This is a genomic window from bacterium (assembly GCA_016702305.1).
GTDB lineage: Bacteria > Electryoneota > RPQS01 > RPQS01 > RPQS01 > JABWCQ01.
This window is the reverse complement of record JADJEH010000017.1, coordinates 91,180-109,795: the sequence shown is the minus strand read 5'-3', so window position 1 is coordinate 109,795 and position 18,616 is coordinate 91,180. Positions and strand designations below refer to the sequence as shown.

Below are 18,616 nucleotides of genomic sequence, written 5' to 3'. Positions count from 1 at the left end.
GTTATTGCGAACGTCGTTCGGGGGAAATTAGTACGGCAACTTTGCGCGCACCTGATAGTACTGCGACGGGCTAAGCGGGCCGGTGACGGTGAAGGTCTGAGCGGAGACCGTTCCAACCAGCGTGCCGTTCTCGACGATGCTGTCCGAGACGGTGTGCGCGAAGATTTCGTAGTCCGCCCGGTCGGGACCATCCCAACGCAGAATGGCGTCGGCGGCGACGGGATAGACGGTGAGAGCCGTCGGCGCGCAGACCTGATCATTGAAGAAGCGGTTGCCGAGGTCCTGGGTGGGGTTGGCATCGTTGATGGTGAAGAGACGATTGCTAACGCTTTCCCATTCGGTGCCACCGGCGACGTGATAGCGGAACTTGTATTCCTGGTCACGCGCGGAGCCGGCGGGGAAGAGACGATCAAGCGTGAACTGGCCGTTAATATCGGCGTCTGACAGCAGTTCGCCATTCCAGCCGTTAAACGGACCGGCAACGGAGACGCTGTCAATGCCGCCGACGCTCAGGCACTGCACGTCGCAGCGGAAGGTCACCGTGACAGGATTCAGTGTGGGGAAGGGGATGACGTATGTGACGGTGATGTCGTTGGTGTCCACAAGCGCGAAGGTCTGATTCGGTCCGACGACGAGCCAGTTATTCAGTTCGTCCACGCAGCCCCATTCGAAGTTAGGAGTACCGCCGTTGGGGACGAGCGGGAAACGAATTGAGAAGACATGGTCGCCGCCGACTTCGTCACCGTTGGTGCCGTTGTCGTACAGCAGCACGTTGCCGCCCTGCCAGCTTGGATCGTGTTCATGGTAGAAATTGAACGATCCTTTGACAAGAATCGTGTCGTGTGTCGCGCCGGGATCTTCAACGCGGAAGAGCACGTCGGAGTAGCCTTGACCAGTCCACGAGAGACTGTCGAAGTTGGGATCAATGGGATTTCCGGCGACGTCGCGGATGTTGCTGCTGACGGAGATGGAGTAGCTGTTGCCGGAGATGAAGTCGCCGGAATTATACAGACCGGCGGTCAGGCCAGTGACATATTGCACGCTCGTGAGCGGCCACGTACCGCCGGTGTTGTAGAAGGCGGTGTTCTGGAGTCGGACGGGATCCATCGGCTCATTGAAGAGCAGCTCGACGCGATCGCGGTCAATCTGGTGCACGGAGACGAGCTGGGGTGCGACGGCATCGCCGAAGACGTGCTGAATCGTGTAGGGGAATTGGACGGACAGGGACGCGCCAGTTGCGCCGTTGTTGCTGGGGAAGTTCGCTTGCTCGGGGAGACAGGCGACGCCGCCATTCGTGTCCCACGCGGGCCTCAGCCACATGGCAAGATTCAGCACGACGCCTTGGGCGGGCGTACCGATCTGGTTCTTGCGGATTGCAACTTCCGTCCATTGACTGCCGCCGCCGGCGTCGGTGGTGATTTCGGGCTGCTGTACCCAAGAGAAGAACTGCCAGGTGTTCAGACCGGTGAAGCTGGCGTTCTGGTCGTCGGTGTTCCACTGCATGACGAGATCGTAGTCGGGCTTGAACGGCATCGCGTAGAAGACGTTGGCCGCGCCCCAACAGGCGAACGTGCCGCCGGCGGCAGTGCTGTTGACGTCAATTAAGATGTGGACGTGGACACTCTTGCCATCCGCCCACGGGTCGTCGTCGGCCCAGTAGCCGAAGTAGACCCACTCGGCATCGTCAGTGACGTAGAGGCCGCTGTCGAGGTTGAAGGTAATCGGGTCAGCGGCGATTGAATTGGTGATGTGATCGGGTGTATTTCCCCACCCGGCATCCTTCACGCCGTCAACCATCGGCGTAAACGAGGGTACCGCATACGCGGCCGCCGCGACGCACAACAGCGCCGCAAACAATATCTTGCGCATAGCTTTCATGTTTTCTCCTTGCGATTTTTCATCGGTGAAAAGTGGACAGGTTTATCAAGAGGTCATTGTATTAGATTCCGCCGCGTGCGCGCACGTGATAGAACGCGAGCGAGCCGGGCAGGAGGTTCGTATCGTCAAAGGTCAACTGCGAAGTTTCCGCCAGTAGGGTGAACGGACCGTCGGTGTTGTCGGCGCGATAGACTTCGTAGGTGTGGGCGCCGGGGATGGCATTCCATTGCAAGCGGGCGGAACCGGACTGCCACGAGATGACCAGATCGTCAATGGCGACGACGGGCGCGCTGAGAATATTCTTCGTGCGCACGCCCATTAACGGCAGCGGACCGGACGCGTAAGGTGGATAGATGCGATAGAATTGCGACAACGTGACCAGCGCGCCGGTGGGATTTGTAGACGGCAGGGCGCGAGTGGTGATGGTGGTGGTCTCCTGCGTGACGTGCAGCGAGAGTGCGATGCCGGAGGGGTTGCCGAGATCAGCCCATGGGACGCGGATTTCCGTATAGGGATTCGAGGCCCAGCCATTGTAGCTCGTCGCACCATGCTGACCGAAATTCTGATAAACCCAAGCTGCGCCGTTCCAGCGATTGATCGCGATGTTGCCGGGGCCGCCTTCGATGGCGATCTGGTATTCGATCTTGAACGGATTGGCGAACTGCACACGCCCCCACGAGTCGGTTGTGGCACCGGAGTTGTTGGTGTGATTTGTATCAATGTTGATGAACAGGTCGCCGGTGTTCAGGTCCTTGTTCCAATATCCGAAATAGAGGGCTGTGGCATCCCACGTAATGGTGAAGGTATCGGTCGCGGCAATGAGGCACTCGTTGGCGACATCGAAGTCTTTTACGCCATCAACAAAGATGGTATGCGGCGTGAGGCCGTTGGGCACGGTCAATGTGGCGGCATCGTAGCCAACTTCGACAAAATTGCCGTTGAGGTCGGTGACATTGACAACCGAGACGAAACCGCTCTCGCCTCCGGACAGGGCGGGTGACACGGTCAGGCGCACTCGGCGCCAATCGGCCTGACGCACCGCGGAGGTGACGGTGTAGTTGGTATTGAAGTCAGACATCGCCCAGTTGCCGGGAATCTCAGCCAACGCTTCGTTGACGGATTCGTTGAAGAGCAGTTCAACGGTGGTGTTGTTAACGAATGCAACGTTGGGGTCGAGGCGCGGCCCGAAGTTGTCGAGGTTCAAGCTGGTCAACGCTTCGAGTTCGGCGACGCGGCCATTGACATCGGGCGCGCTGGTGGGCCCGGCGTAGAGCAGATAGGAGAAGCGATCATAGCCGCGTAACTCATCGCCGCGCAACAGCGTGCCGCTGAATTCGAGGTTGTGGCTGGCGCCGCCGTTGTTGATGACGAGCGCACCGGTCGCGCCGCTGTTGGGATTGCGGAAGCCGGTATAGGCGACATCGGGATCGTAAACGCGTTGCATCTCGGCATCCCAAATCATGCCCAGCAGATCGGGGCTGAAGCCGTGGCGGATATAGCAATCCTGTTGTCCGACTTCATAGAGTGCCCGGAGGAACGGTTCACCAGCCGCGATCTCGAAGGACTTCGCGACCGAACCGTGACTCATGCTGATGCGCGCGAAGCTATTGGAGCTTGAGTCAATGGCGAGCGCGTAGAGATCATTGCGGTAGGTCGGGCTGACATCGGCGAAAGCGGCCTGATGGTTGTTGGATCCGGGTTCGTCGAAGTCGCCGTCGGTTTCGGCCCAGTAGGTGTTATCAGAGCCGACGATGGAGAAGTTCTCGCCGCCGGGACCTTTTGAGAAGACGTATTGCGCACGGCCGCCGGTAGATTCGAACACAGCGAAGACGCGGTCATTGTGGATGATCAGTTCGTCCACGCCGTCAATGTCAATGTCGCTGAAGAATGCGCCGCACGTGTTGGCGTACAGGCCGCCGGCCCAGCGCGCGGCCTCGGCATAGACGGCGGCGTTTTTGATGTGCGCGCTGTAACGATGCTGCCAACCGGAGATCGGCCCGCCCATGTAGTCATGCCAGGCCGTTTCGTGGAGGTTTGTCATCATGACGTACCACGCGGTCTCGGAGAGATTGTTGGAGGGCGCGGCGACGACTTGATTGTAAACGTTCGTCCAGATAGTGCCGTAGTTCCAGGCGGGCGCGTGATCGTCGGAGAGCGATGCTGTGCCAGCCCAATGCGTGTACCAACTGTTGTTGCTGCCGCCGTAGCCTTGATCGCCGCCGATCAGTCCGTAGGTGCCGTTGCCCACTTCGATACCCCAGCCATTGAAGTCGGCGTTATTGAGCGCGGCGTCGAGCTTCCAGAGGTCCACTGCGGGAAAGTTGTCGGCGCACCAAGTGACGACCTGCGAGTAGTTTTCGAGACAGTCGGGGCAATTGAAGTCGGCCATTTCGGAGGCGGCTTCCCAATCGGTGCCATAGACGATCAACTGATAGCGGCCTGTGCCTTGCACTTGGGCGATGGCCGCACCGGGATTGTAGTGACAGTTGCCGGTGAATTCGCCGTCAATGGGAATCACGCGCAGGGTGATGCCGGAGCCGTTGTTCATCCAGTGAATTTTACGATCACTGTTGCCCGCGACGTGCGGCCAATCGTCGAGGATGACGGCATTGATGCCGTGCTGCGTCCAATTGTCGCCGAGCCACGCGTCCACGATGCCGCCATCGGGGTAGTGGCCTTGGGCGAGCCAGACGCGTTCGGGAACCCAGGCGACATGCGCGTCATAGCCGAGCTTGTAAGAAATCAAGTCTTGCTCGATCTCGACCGCCCAGTTGTTCATATTGTCATTGACAAAGGGCATGATGTGCTGCGCATAGGCCGAGCCCAGCACGGCGAGCCAACCTTCGGTGATGCCGTCGCGCATCCACTGCAGGAAGGGTTGGTCGTACCAATCGGCGGCGGTGATGAGCGTGCCGGAGAGATGGAAATTACCGGGCGCGTTGCGCGAGTCGTGCAACTCGAGGATTTCGTCAAAGCCTTCGGTCGCGTTTTGACCGCGAAAGACGTCGGTGTAGGTCAAGCCTTGATTGCCGTGATGCACCATCGCGGCATTGCCGACCTCGCCGTCGAGCGAGCGATGTTCGGCGCGGCTCCACGAGATCTTGTCGAACTGTTCATTGCCGGAAAAGGTCTCGATGTCAATCGCATCCACGCGAGCCCAGTCGGCCGGGCGGGCGATTGCCCATTCGAGCACGCCGCGATAGCTGCGTTCGGCGACCAGAGCGTTCGGTTCGGCATTGCTCGACAGGCGGGCGATGAAGCCCTTCGTGTCGCGCACTTCCCAGCGCACGTCGCAGGCTCCTTGCCAATCGGCGCGGAGCGTTGTCTTGCAAAAGAGCGAATCAGACGTTTCGCGGTAGAAGAGATTACAGAGGTCGGCATCGCCGCGTTGGACTTCGTTGATGTCATCCTTGGCGAGCCAGTGTTCGATCTTCCAGGGCGTATTCCGGTAGTCCTCAGCGGCGTACGCGGCGCCGACGAGGACGAGCAACAGCAGAATCATCTTGCGCATAAACAACCTATCCTTTGACACTTCCCAGCGTGAGGCCGGAGACTAACCATTTGGACAATTTCATAAACAATATAATCACGGGAATGCTGACGACAATGGAGCCGGCGGCATAGAGCCCCCATTCGGTGGTCATGCTCGACTGGAACTGTTTGAGGCCGATGGGCAGGGTGTACATGTCCTCGGTGAGCAGTACCTGTGCCGCGACGACGTATTCGCTCCACGCGGTGAGGAAGCTGAACAGCGCGGTGATCACGAGCGCGGGCGCGGCCAGCGGCAGGATGACCAGATAGAACGTCTTGAAGCGGCTGGCGCCGTCGAGCATGGCGGCTTCTTCGAGTTCGCGCGGGATGGTGTCGTAATAGCCTTTCATCTGCCAGACGGTGAAGGGCAAGGCCGTCGCGGAATAGACGACCATGAGGCCGATGTAGGAATTGATGAGGCCGAGTTTGGCGAGCATCAGGAACAGCGGCAGGAGCAGCATCGTGGCGGGGAACATCTGCGTGATGAGCAGCATGCTCATGCCGATTTTGTAACCCGGGAAACGGAAGCGCGAAAAAGCGTAGCCGGCGGTTGAGGCGAGCGCCGTGGCGAAAATCGTAACGGCGGCAGCGACGATAGTGCTATTCAAGAGCCAGCGGGCGAAGGGGCGCTCGGTGAAGAGCGTCACATAGTTTTGCAAGGTCGCGTCGTCGGGGATGATCTCGAGGGACGTGGACAGGAGCCTGTCAGCGGGGCGCAGCGAGACGGTGACGACGGTCAGCACGGGGTAGAGCGTGAGCGCGGTGACGCAGCAGAGAATGACCAAGAGGATGATCTTGCGCAACATTATTTACGCTGCTTTCTCGCGCATGCGGCGCATGAAGGTCACTGAGAATAGGACGAGCAGCAGGAAGATGATCATTGAACCTGCGGCGGCGTAGCCATAGCGATAGAGATTGAAGGCGGCGCGATAGACGTACGAGACCAGGATGTGGGTCTGATCTGCTGGTTCGCCGCCGTTCGAGACGAGCCAGACGATGTCCACTTTGTTGAAGGTCCAGACGAAGCCGAGAATCACGGCGGGAGTCAAGACCGGCACAAGCATAGGCAACGTGATGGTCTTGAAGCGCTGCCAGGCGGAGGCGCCGTCAATCATGGCGGCTTCGTAGAGTTCTTTGGGGATACTCTGCAAGCCGCCGAGCGCAACGACCATCATAAAGGGGAAGCCGAGCCAGACGTTGGTGATCACGCAGGCTGCGAATGTGCCGATGGGATCGTTGAGCCACTGAATCGGCGTTTGGTTCAAGACTTTGGTGAGGATCAGGTTGACCGCGCCGTATTCGTAATGAAACATTCCGCGCCACGTCAAGGCGGTGACGACGGCGGGGATGGCCCACGGGAGAATGAGCAGGGTGCGGAACATGCGGCGTCCCGGGACATTTTCGTGCAAAATGACCGCGAGTGAGACGCCGATGGTCACATGGAAGAACACATTGAAGATGGTCCACAGGAGGGTCTTGCCGAAGACGGTGTAGAACGTCGTATCGGAGAAGACCTTTTCGTATTGGCGTGGGCCAATGAATTCCCAATCATGAATGTGCAAGAGACTCATGTTGGAGAAGGAGAGAATCACATTGTAGATGAAGGGCCAAACGACGACGAGTCCGACGACCACGGCGGCGGGCAGGACCATCCACATTGCGAAATTGCGTTCGCTATTCATTCATCTCCTGAATCTTCTGTTCGGCATCGCGCTGCATTTTGGCGGCGGCGGCTTCGGGCGTCAGGTAGCCGCCCAAGACGGATTGATAGGATGCGCGCATGGCATCCCAAACGGCGCGCAGTTCGGGAACGGTGGGCATGGCGCGGCCGACTTCAAATTGCGACAGGCTTTCGGCGACGTGCGGCCTCGTGATGAAGCTCGAATCGGCGCGGACGGCAAGGCTTGACGGAATGATCCCGGTGCCGGCGACGAACTCGCGCTGCACAGCGTCGCTAATCAGATAGCGCAGCAGTTCGACCGTCGCGGCGAGCTCTTTGCCATCGCTATGGACGTTGATGGAGTAGCCCAGCGGCGAGACCATCGGCGCGGGCCAGAGGCCGGTCGAAGTGACTTGCGGAATTCGCGCGAGGCCGTAGTCAATTCCGGCGGCGCCATAGCCGCTCCATGACCACGGGCCGTTGATCAACATTGCGGCGCGGCCTTCTTTGAAGAGCGCGTCGGCAGTATTGTAGTCGCAGTCGGGCGGGACCATCTTGTGTTCGTCGCGCAGTGAGCGCACAAAGCGAAAGGCATCCGCGGCAGCTTTCGTGTTCAAGGTGGGGCGCGCTTGATCATCGAGCACCCAGCCGCCAAAGCCCGAGAGCCACGGAATGAAGAAGAACGGCTCGGTGAAATTCCAGACGAGTCCCCATTGGTCGGTCACGCCGTCGCCGTTCAGGTCTTTGGTGGCGGCGCGGCCCATGGTAATCAACTCGTCGGTCGTGCGCGGCGGCTCGGGCATGAGCTTCTTATTATATACGAGGGCGAGGTGATTGCCGATGCGGTCGGCCAGTTGATAAGTCTTGCCCTTGAATTTCACGACGGCGCGTTCGTCGAAGCGATTCCACTCGTCCGCGGCGAAGAGATCATCCAGCGGTCGCACGAACTGCATCGTTGCCATTGGTCCGACTTGATCAGATGGACCGTAGAGAAGGTCGGGACCGAGTCCGGCGAGCGCCGCAGATTGATAGTTTGAGCGCAGCTCTTCGGTTTCTTTATAGATGACTTCGATTTCAACGCTGTCGAGGCGGGCGTCGTAGTCGGCAATCACGCGGGTGAGGACGGCGCGGTCTTCGGGCTGCATTTGGTGCCAGATCTGAATGCGGGTGATGCGGTCATCCCGAGAACAACCGACCAGCAGCAGGAGGGCGCAGAGCAGAGTCGCGGATTTCACGTTAGTCGCGTGCTCCGAAAATGTCGTGGCGCACGATGGTCACGCCGGGATCGCCTGTGACTGTGAACGAGCGATTGGCGTGCGGGAATTCTTCAGAGGGCGTCCAGACTCCTACTTCACCGGAATTAGAAAATTTGTATTGCACTTCGGCGCCGAGCGGCAGTTCCACTTCGAGCGACCAGACGCCGTCGCCGATGGCGGCGTCACCGGCCGCGCCGTCATCACGGAGCCGTTTGACGTTGGGGACCCACTCGCCGAGTTCGGGTTGATTGCCAACGATGAAGATTGCGGTTTGAACCAGTTGGGCGCGGGCATCGCACTCAAAGCGCACGGTGCGTTTTTCGCCGCCGCGCTGCATGACGCCACCGGTCTCCTGCACGGCGATTTTGTCGGCGCTGAGGATGGGTTCGAAGGTAGGCGTTTCAATTTCGACGCCAGCGTCACGCATGTGTTGGTAGACGGCGCGGAGATGCGAGAAGAAGGACTCTTCAAACGGACGGTCACCGGCGGGTGCGCTTTGATCGGCGCCGTACCACCAGAACCAGTCGGAACCTTCGGCGGCATACATGGACTCGTAGGCGCGGTAGATGGCCGCGCCGCGAATGCTCTTTTCCATGGGCGCATGCGGGTCAGGCTGGGGGAGGCGCGATTGGGCAAGTGCTTCACGCGTTCGACGCAGATATTCCCACGCTTTATTCTCCTCGGGCTCGCCGATCCACGTGTCGTAGTTGGCATTGATCCATGACCCGGGCCAGAGTTGGGTGATCTCGGTCAATTGCGCGATCGGGTGCGCGGGCACGTCGCGCTCGGGATTGCCGCGGAAGTACTCGGTTGGATGCACACAGGTCACGGCGCCGCTGGCTCCGAGGGCTGTCAAGCGTGCGTATAGACCATGCAAGAAGCGCTTAGCATCGTGGTCCTGACGATACCACTCCCACGCGTTTTCGCCGTCCAGAATCACCGTCAGCAACCGGTCAGCTTCGTTGTCGCCGGGCTGATACTTGAGAATTTCTTGTGTGAAGTGCTCGACCGCGGAATCGGGATCCATGTTCTGATAGGTAAAGCCGATATGATCGGACAGCACGGTTTCGCGAAAGACGACGGCAATATCACCGGTCTCGGTGCTGACGCGATAGGGCTTGGCGACATCGAGACCTTCAGGCAATGACCGACGCAGGACGTGCATGTCGCCGCAGATCCACCGAACACCGTGGGCGTGAAAGACTTCAGCGGCAGCTTGTGAGATGGATCCTTCGGCGGGCCACATGCCGACTGGTGCGCGGCGGAATAGCCGTTCGTAGAAACCGACGCCTTTGATGACTTGGGCGTGGGCATCCTGCGGATAGGCATAGCGCTGCGGCAGTTCACTTTTGGGCTGGCAGGTCTTAGCGATATCGGAATCAATCAGCAGGGGCAGAATCGGATGGTAGAACGGCGTGGTGATGATTTCAAGATTGCCGCCGGCCAGCAGGCGCTCGTGCACGGGGATAATCTCTTGCATCACGCGCACGGCGTCAGCGACGGCACGATTGGCATCGCGTTCGGAGAAGTGCTCTTTGCCGCGGATGTAGAACGCGCCGTCGCGTTCCTCGATCAGGTCGGATAGGTCCACATCGAGGGCTGAGGTGCCGCGCAGGAAATCGGGATCGAAGTGCGCGACGAAGAACCACGTTTTGAGGTCGCGCAAGTCTTCAAGCGTGAATTGATCGCGGGGTTTGGCGCGGAGGGCGCTGTATTGCGGGAAGCGCTCGATCTGGACATCGGAAATGCCGAAGGCGTTCCACGGGTCGGTCAGCAGTTTGGCGCGATCATCGGCGGTGAGCGATTCAGTGGGTTTGAGTGCGATGTCCACCCACGGGTCGGTCGAAATGCCCGCGGCGAAATAGGCGCCCGCGACAATTTCGCGTTTGCCGTCGAGCGCGGTTTGCATGTGCGGCGCAAGACGGTCTACATAGTAGTTCTGCAACTGCACGAGCAGCGACGACGTGAGGTTGACGGTGGCGTGCACATTAGGGTACTTCTCGTGCAGCGCGGCCATGTCGTAGTAGTCTTTGGTCGCATGCGTGCGCACCCACGGTCCGGACAGCACGTCCGTGACGGGATTGACGTAGAGCGGCTGGTGCTGATGCCAGATGATATTCAGATAGAGATTTCCGGCCCGGGCCATAGTCGCCATCACAAGAAGAAGTAAGAGAATTAGAAAACGCTTCATGGAGCTACGCCTGAGTATGGGTGAGCGCGTTTTCGCTCCGCGCATCGAAATAGTGAACGGCATGCGGGTCGAAGAAGACGGGCAGCCTCGAATCGGGCTTGACTTCGGTGCTTGGATCGCAGCGCACGACCAATTGTTGCTCGCCGATGCGGCCATAGACGAGCAGTTCGTTGCCGATGGGTTCGACGACGTCCACATTCAGATCGAAGCAGACTTTGCGCTCGATGTTGGCGCCGACGCCGATTTGCTCAGGCCGCAGGCCGAGCGTGAGACCGGCGGGGCAATCGGAAATTGCCGGCAGGGTGAAGTTCAAGGCGCCCGCGCTGAACGATCCGCCGTCGCGGTTACCGGGAATAAAGTTCATCGCGGGTGAACCGATGAATCCGGCGACAAATTTATTGGAGGGGCGGCGATAGACATTCAGCGGAGTGTCAATCTGTTGAATGACGCCATCCTTGAGGACGACAATGCGTTCGCCGAGCGTCATGGCTTCAATCTGATCGTGCGTAACATAGACCATGGCGGTCTTGAGGCGTTTGTGCAGGCGCGAGATTTCGGTGCGCGTATGGGCGCGCAATTTCGCGTCGAGATTGGAGAGCGGCTCGTCGAACAGGAAGGCCGACGGGTGGCGCACGACGGCGCGGCCGAGGGCGACTCGCTGGCGCTGTCCACCGGAGAGCTGTTTTGGTTTGCGCTGCAACAGATCGGAGAGTTCGAAGAACTGGGCGGCCTCTTTAACGCGGCGGTCAATCTCTTCGGTTGCGACTTTGCGCATTTTCAAACCGAAGGCCATGTTGTCATAGACGGAGAGATGCGGGTAGAGCGCGTAGCTCTGGAACACCATGGCGATATCGCGGTCGCGCGGATGCACATCGGTGATGTTCCGGCCGCCGATCCATACTTCACCCGCCGAGGGTGTTTCGAGTCCTGCGATGGTGCGCAGGATGGTAGATTTTCCGCAGCCCGAGGGGCCGACGAGGACAACGAATTCGTCTTCGCGGACGGTGAAGCTGATATCGCGCAGCACCACGGTCGTGCCGAAGGACTTTTGAATATTCCGCAGTTCTATGCTTGCCATTTCAGAGGGGGATCCGCGACCTGGGTTTATTGGCCGACAGTAGTCAGGCGGTCGTAAATATTGGTTCTGTTGTACAAATTTCCGCCGCCCGCCCAGCGTTCGACGACGGGTTTGACGGTGCGGAACTCGCCGATACCTGCGCCGCCGTGATCATCCTGCGCGCCGCAGAGGACGGTCCACTGCCAACGATCATCGTTCTTGGGGAAGAGCGATTTGGGCAGGCAGAAGGAGATAGTTGACGAATTCAGGTCGCCGAACGCATCTGCGTTGGAACGCGGTATGAACTCGGCGATGACATGGCCCTGTTCGTTTTCCATGCGCATGCCGCCGCCGACGTAGATGACACGCGAGAACGGCGTCGTTAGCTGTTCATTTGCGTTGGCGCCGACGGTCGTGCGCTGCGCGCCGGTGCTATGCAGGCAGATGGCGGCGAAGGTCAGCTGGAAGCCGTATTCGGGATGCCAGCCGGGTTGATGCAGCGCGGCGGTTTGAAGTTCGAAATAGTAGCTGTCGCTCGTTTCGCGGACTTCAAATTGTTTCAGGTCGAGTATGCCGGGTTTGAAATTCTCATCGGACGGATAGACATAGGCACCGCCGCCGTGGTCGTCGCCGAGGGAATCAGCGGTACGTGACAGCAGCAGCGATGTTTCGATATCGCAGTGGATGTCTTTGCCGGTGAGAATTTCCCATTCCGGGTCTTGCAAGGACGCGAAATCGAGTTTCTTGATGGGCGGCGCAAACTTGAGGTCTTGCGGACCTTTGTCATAGGGCCAGCCGGTGAGTTTGTGCTGCGCCGTCGGTTGTCCGTCGGCGAGCATGTAGCCGTCCTTTTTGCGATAGACGACGCGCAGTAGATCGGTGGTGTTGATCTGGCCGCTGATGCCCCTTGCCACATCAAAGAACTTGACGGGCAGAGGATACTTTGGCGTTGTTTGGGCTTGCAGTTCGATGACCGTGGAGTCGGGGAACTGCTGCATCGTGACATTGATCGGTGTGCCGGAGCAGTTGACGGTCGTCTGCACCTGTCCCCACGATTCGGGGATGCGCGGGGCGAAGAACCAGAAGGGATCCACGCGGCCAAAGAGCACAGGACGAATGCCGAGAAAGTCCTGATAAGTTGCGCGCAAGAACTCAGCGAGGCTCCACGCTTGCGAGGCGGTGCCGGACCAATTGATGTACTCGTTTTCGGGGCGCTTGACGGCGTCGAAGAGTTCGGGCAGCGAGCCGACCATGCCGCGCTCGCGCATGTGCCACGCTTCGTATTCCATCATCTTCAGCGCGAGATCGCCGCGGCCTTGTCGAATCAAGAGTGATTTGGCGGGGCCGCTGTTCCACACCCACACGACGCCCTGATGATAGGCGTTGTCTTTGGGATAGTGCCAGTCCATGTGGAACGGATGAAAGCAGGTGTCCTGCGGACTCAGGCTCAACACACCGTGTTCATAGAACAATTCGCCCGCGATTTTCTTCGTTACTGCGCTCTCCAATTGCGGCGGCAGTAGCTGCGTGTAAGGCACGGTGAACGCGAACATCTGGTTGGGCCGCATGGTGGTGTCGGGGCGACCACTCGGCTCGATCCGGTCGTAAAGATAATCCTGCGTCGGGGCAAGATACGTTCCGAGAAAATTGCGGCGCACTTTGTCGGCAGTTTCGCGCCACTTTGGGTTGGCGTTCTTCGTCATGCGCGTCGCGTTGTCGAGGCTGGCGTAGTGCAGTGCCTGGATTTCGACGGCGCGATTGCCGCGCGGAGTGTGCGCACCTTGCGGCCCGACGGCGTCCATCCATGTATCCGCGTCGCCGTGCGTCAGAAAGCCGAGCGAATCACTTCTTAGCACGGCGGCATCGAGCGCGATGCGCATGGCACCACTATCGGACAGTAATTCATCCCACAGCGAATAGTCGCCGGAATAGACGCCGTATTCATAGACTTCGCGCATCCACCACGGCGTGCCGTCGGCGGTGTTGTAGGCGATATCTTCGCCGGGGCGCACGCGGTTGGGAATGCGGCCGTAGGTCGGGCTGTTCGGATCGCGGTCAATCCAGCCTGCGAAACGCATCAAGAGTTTGCGCGCGACATCGTAGTGTCCGGTGACGAGCAAACCCGGCAGCGAAATAAATGTGTCGCGTCCCCAGCCTTCGTTGAACCACGGGATTCCGGCGTAGAGCAACGAGTCGTTTTCGGCGAGGAGGTTGAGCAGCGCGGATTCTGCACGATTCCGCGACAGCGCAACTTCAATATTCGGGAACCATGTGACCTTTGACAAGTCTATGGCGTCGTTCTGGCCAAAATAGACAATCTTCTGAGGCGCAATCCCCGAACAAGTGTCTGAAATACTCCAGTCAGATGGTCTATACAGGAGCATGTCACTAGCAAGGTCAAAGGTCAAAACAAAGTCCTTCTTATCCGGCCACCGCCACACAACATAACTACGGCCACATTCAACAAAAGCATCGTCTCTCCTTCGCTCAGATCCCTCGTCGTCGAGAATCTTGAACGGCCCAGCAACTCTCTCACGGTTCACCCACAGCCCCATCCAGCCCTCTTCCCAAGTATCGCCTGTTGAGCCGTATAGATACGTTCCGTTTCCATTTGAAATGAGAAACGAACGATTGTCACCAGCCTTGACAGTATCTTTGGCCTGCGCAACTGCCGCAGCAAGCAAGAGCGTTGCGGCAACTGCGCAAAGTAGTCTTGTGCGCACGTTACTTCATCAACACAATTTTACGGGTTTGCGCAATGCCATCGGCTTGAAGGAGGACGAAATAGACGCCGCTGGAGGCGTTGGAGCCGTCCCAGACGAATTGGTGCAGACCGGCATTCATGACGTCATCGGCCAAGCGAACGGTTTCGCGGCCCAGCACATCGAACACGCGCAACGTGACGTGCGAGGACTTGGCCAGTTCGAGCGGGATGCTGACGACGGGGTTAAACGGATTGGGATAGGGAGTCAAGAGTTCGGTCTTGCGCGGCAGCTCGGGACGGTCGTTCGCATCCACGAAAATCGCGGAATCGGAAATCACCCAGACGCGGCCCGAGTAAGCGGACAGACTCGTGAACAGCGTCGCGAGTTCGGAACCGAGACGCGACACGCTTGTCGCAGCGAGCAGATCGCTGACGACGTAAGTAGAATCGGGATGAATGTTCAACAAGTCGGCGTCGAGGTTAACGTTGACCAACTGCGAGACCGAGCTGAAATTGCCGAGGAAGATCACGGGGTCCATGCCTTCGCCGGTGCGGGCAAAGGAGTAGCAGGGTCCGGGTTGATCAGTGGTGAGCAGGTCCCAATCGCCGACGCGCATCGCTGGCAGGAGTTTGCGCGCGTTGAGCAGGCGATAGTAGTGCTGGAACATACCGTTAGGATCGCTGCCCCAGTTGATCAAGCCGCGCTGTGACGATTCGCCGATCTCCTGCCCTGCGTAGATCATCGGCACGCCGGGCATGCTCAGAAGCAATTCGGAGACGAGTTTGGTCTGCGCGGGAGTCTTGATGGAGATGTAACGCGACTCGTCGTGGTTCTCGATGAAGCGGAAGGGGTTCTTGTACTCCGGCCACGGGAAGCCGTAGTTGGTGATCAGGTCGGTAAGGTTGGTGAAATTGGGGATGCCGGGAAACATGTTGGCGAAGCCCGCGCTGCCTTCATGGTGCAAGGCCCAGTCGTAAGACAGGTCAAAGCGTTCGTTGTAGATGTTGAAATCACTCGCGCCGGCTTCACCGAGCAGGAAGACTTCGGGCTTGATTTTTTTCAGTTCACGGCGCCAATCCACCCAGAATTGCGGCGAGCGCTCCATCGGACCCCACGCGACGTCGCAGCGGTAGCCGTCAATGTCAAACTCTTCGACCCAGTACTTGCACATAACAATGTAGTAGCGTGACGCTTCCGGGTTGTCGAGGTTGATATTGGGGAGCGAGGACCAATCGTAGTAGAAGGTGTAGTCGCCGTTGCCGTTGCGGTCGTACCAATCCCAGTAGTGCGAATTGCGGCCGTAGCGCTGCGCGTCCTGCATGAAGGGATGGCCGATACCGGTGTGATTGATGACCATGTCGAGCACGACTTTTAGGCCGTGGGCGTGCGCGGCTTCAACGAGTTCGCGCAGGTCTTCGTTCGTGCCGTAGTCCTGCTCGATGGTGTAGTAGTCGGTGATTTCGTAGCCGTGGTCGGACGGGCCTTCGAAGATAGGCATCATCCAGATTGCTGAGACGCCGAGGTCGGCGATGCGCTGCATATCTGCGGTGACGCCATCAAGATCGCCGCCTGCCGAGTAGGAGCGCACGAAGATTTCGTAGACAACGGCATTGTCCACCCATTCGGCGACTTGATTATTCTGGAAGGCGGATTCGCCGTCGTCGGTGACACGCACGAAGGTGCGGGCGCGGGCAGTATTCTGCTCGTCATCGCTGACGACGAGATCAAAGTAATACTCACCATGCACCGGCGGAATCGTGAAAGTGGCGATGGCATTATGCGGGTCGTTGAGCGTAACGGGCGCGGGGTTGTCGGGGTCCGCGATCCACTCATACGTCAACGGATCGCCCTGCGGATCGGTGGAACTCGTGGCGTTGAGTTGAATGGTGGCATCGCCGATATTAACGACGAGAATCGGATTGGGCGCTTGATCGACGAGTCGCGGGTAGTTCATCTGCGCGGAGCGGCCGGTGTCGCTGTTTACGTCACGCGCGAACAGGGTAAAGAGGTTATCGCCTTCGGTCAACGTGACGGCCAGGGCGAAGCTGTCGCCGGCGAGCGTCACGGGATAGACTGTTTCATTCTGCATGAGCCAGACGCTTGTCAGCGCGGCGGTCGAAGTGACGCGGCCTTTGATGGTGCGGTTGGTGAGGCGCGTTTCGGCACCGCGTGTCAGGATGCGGCAGAGCGGGCCGGGATGTGCAACATCGGGGCCGATATCCTCGGGGGCGATGGCAGCGAGGCCGCGGCCAGGGGCGTCAAAGGTGGCGCGGCGCGTCAAGCCGTAGTTCTTGGCGTTCTTCTTTTGGATATCCCGCGCGGCGAAGAAAAAGGCATCGTAGAAGTCGGGTTCTTCCAGGCCGTCGGTGCCGCCTTCGGCAGCAGAGATTTCGTGCACGTAGCCATCGGCGGACGAAGATGCGACAGCGCTGGCGCAAGAGAACAGCCACTCGGTTTGATAGTTGCCGAGGGCAGCTTCAAGATCGGCGACGGCGACGTAGCACTGAATGTAATGTGAGGACACTTCGAAGTTCGCTGGCACGCTGGGGCCGCCGATGCTGCCATAGTGCAAACGGTTGTGCACGGCGGGATCGTAATTCGGACTGGTGGGCGCGAGCATCGGCAGAATCACACCGCCCGCGGCCAAACCGGGTACTTCGTATTCCGCATCGAGACCTTCGATAGCAGAGTAGCTGCCCGCTTCCGCGGTGATGGTGACGATGGCCATGGTGTTGGCCGTGAGTGCCTGATGAAAGCGCGGGCGGATTTCGAGTGAGTCGCCGTTAGCAAAGGAGTAGATCACGAAATCTTTCAGGTCCACGGATTCAGTCGTCGTGTAGAGCACGTCGTTGCGCACGTCCGGGGCGGCGTACAATACGCTGTTCAGGAAGTAGTACATCAAGTAGCGCGTGGCGCTGCGGCCCGCGCTATCGGTGGCCTGAACCGATACTTCAGCGAAGTTTAGATCGGTCGGCAGAGCGATGGAAAGCTGACCGGTGGCGCCATTCCAATTTGGGGTCGTGATTGCGCCGTTGATGCGTACGACGGGCGTGCCGTTGATGCCCGGTCCGAGATCACCGCCGCGCACCTTGCAGGTAATGGTTTCCGGGTCGCCTAATGTGAAGACTGCGGCTTCGCCGGGCTGTATGTCATAGACTTGCGGGAGTGAATCGGCGGCGACGGTCAACAGCGAGTTATTGAAACCGCCGGGCGCATTGCGCGGGTTGTCGGGATCAATCTGCCAGTTATTGCCGTTGATGACGAACTTGTATTCGTTCTCGCCGACGGGCATTTGCACTTCACCCCAGCGGTTGCCGAAAGCGTCTACGGTGGTCAGCGGGGTAGCGCTGGTGCTCCAGCCGTTGAAGGCGCCGGCGAGATTGAGCGAATTGATCTGGCCAGTGAATTGCGCGAAAGCGCTGCGCGGATCGAAGCGGAAGACCACCCGCGCTAATTGCGCGACCGGTGGCTCTTCCATGAAGATATCCCAATTTTGATTGTTATTATTATCCCAATTTGTTCCGTCGGTGGTGACGTAGTGGACGGAGTTGATCGTATCGAGCGTGGCCATTGTGACACTGAAGAGGCCGTTACCCCGATTGATCAGCGGCGTGCGCGCGGCTTGCCCTTGCGGCACGGTGCCAGCGGGCCACATTGCTTGCGGCGGCAGGCGCCAGTTGCCGTGGCCGGCTTCGTTGACACCCCAATGCAGGATGACATTGGTTGCGCCATTCGGCAAGGTACCGGCGACAGCGTCGTAATAGATTGTAATAGAATCACCGGGTTCGGGATCCGCGGGCGACCACCAAGATACGGTGCCCGCCGCGAGGAACACGAGTTCCCAGTTGTTACCGGCATTATTATCCCAATTGTTGCCGCGATCGGTGAAGACGTAGGCGATAGAAGCGATTTCCGGCGTGAAGTCCACGGTGACAGACCAGACTTGGTTGCCGCCGTTGGTCATCGGGCTTTGCAGCGCGACGTTGTCAGAGTGAAGCTGGGAACCGGCGGGCCAAATTTCTTGCGGCGGGGTGCCCCACGCACCGAGATCGTTGAGGATACCCCAGTGCATCCAGACTTGCGTGCCGTTGTCGGGCAGTGTTCCGGCGAGGGCGTCGTAGAAGAACGTCACGGCGTCACCTTGGCGGGGTGCAGCAGGTTCTGTCCACGTAGTCTGCGCGCGGAGCGAAGTTGCGAGAATCAAGAGTAGAACGGCAACGCGAATCATAGTGAGCCACCTTCTAAGGGCAGGGCGGGGCGCAGACTTGCGGTCTGCGCCCCGTCCAGTGTTAAACTTCAGAGTCTTCTAAGTGTTACCGCGACGAGGACTTGACACGA

9 protein-coding genes are annotated in these 18,616 nt (G+C 59.1%); all 9 read right to left on the bottom strand.

The features are described from left to right. Nucleotides 1-27: 27 nt before the first annotated feature. The 9 genes from IPH10_11595 to IPH10_11555 all read right to left on the bottom strand — a co-directional run bounded on the left by IPH10_11595 (nucleotide 28) and on the right by IPH10_11555 (nucleotide 18,506). Nucleotides 28-1,878 (bottom strand): Ig-like domain-containing protein, encoded by a 1,851-nt coding sequence (locus IPH10_11595; GenBank protein MBK6911549.1) that lies wholly within the window; start codon nucleotides 1,876-1,878, stop codon nucleotides 28-30. Nucleotides 1,879-1,939: 61 nt separating this feature from the next. Beyond that, nucleotides 1,940-5,389 (bottom strand): hypothetical protein, encoded by a 3,450-nt coding sequence (locus IPH10_11590; GenBank protein ID MBK6911548.1) that lies wholly within the window; start codon nucleotides 5,387-5,389, stop codon nucleotides 1,940-1,942. A gap of 7 nt (nucleotides 5,390-5,396) precedes the next feature. Next, on the bottom strand, nucleotides 5,397-6,215 hold the full coding sequence (locus IPH10_11585; GenBank protein MBK6911547.1) for a sugar ABC transporter permease: 819 nt from the start codon (nucleotides 6,213-6,215) through the stop codon (nucleotides 5,397-5,399). A gap of 3 nt (nucleotides 6,216-6,218) precedes the next feature. After that, nucleotides 6,219-7,091, bottom strand: coding sequence for a sugar ABC transporter permease (locus tag IPH10_11580; GenBank protein ID MBK6911546.1), 873 nt, complete (start codon nucleotides 7,089-7,091; stop codon nucleotides 6,219-6,221). Continuing rightward, nucleotides 7,084-8,304 (bottom strand): extracellular solute-binding protein, encoded by a 1,221-nt coding sequence (locus IPH10_11575; GenBank protein ID MBK6911545.1) that lies wholly within the window; start codon nucleotides 8,302-8,304, stop codon nucleotides 7,084-7,086. Before IPH10_11575 ends, IPH10_11580 begins: the two co-directional genes overlap by 8 nt. A gap of 1 nt (nucleotide 8,305) precedes the next feature. Next, nucleotides 8,306-10,516: a hypothetical protein gene (locus IPH10_11570; GenBank protein MBK6911544.1), complete on the bottom strand. Its 2,211-nt coding sequence runs from the start codon at nucleotides 10,514-10,516 to the stop codon at nucleotides 8,306-8,308. A 4-nt stretch (nucleotides 10,517-10,520) separates the two neighbouring features. Next, nucleotides 10,521-11,594, bottom strand: a complete 1,074-nt coding sequence (ugpC, locus tag IPH10_11565) for a sn-glycerol-3-phosphate ABC transporter ATP-binding protein UgpC (GenBank protein ID MBK6911543.1) — start codon at nucleotides 11,592-11,594, stop codon at nucleotides 10,521-10,523. 26 nt (nucleotides 11,595-11,620) lie between these two features. After that, nucleotides 11,621-14,296 (bottom strand): hypothetical protein, encoded by a 2,676-nt coding sequence (locus IPH10_11560; GenBank protein ID MBK6911542.1) that lies wholly within the window; start codon nucleotides 14,294-14,296, stop codon nucleotides 11,621-11,623. A gap of 1 nt (nucleotide 14,297) precedes the next feature. After that, complete coding sequence (locus IPH10_11555) at nucleotides 14,298-18,506, bottom strand: T9SS type A sorting domain-containing protein (GenBank protein ID MBK6911541.1); 4,209 nt, start codon at nucleotides 18,504-18,506, stop codon at nucleotides 14,298-14,300. Nucleotides 18,507-18,616: the final 110 nt, after the last annotated feature.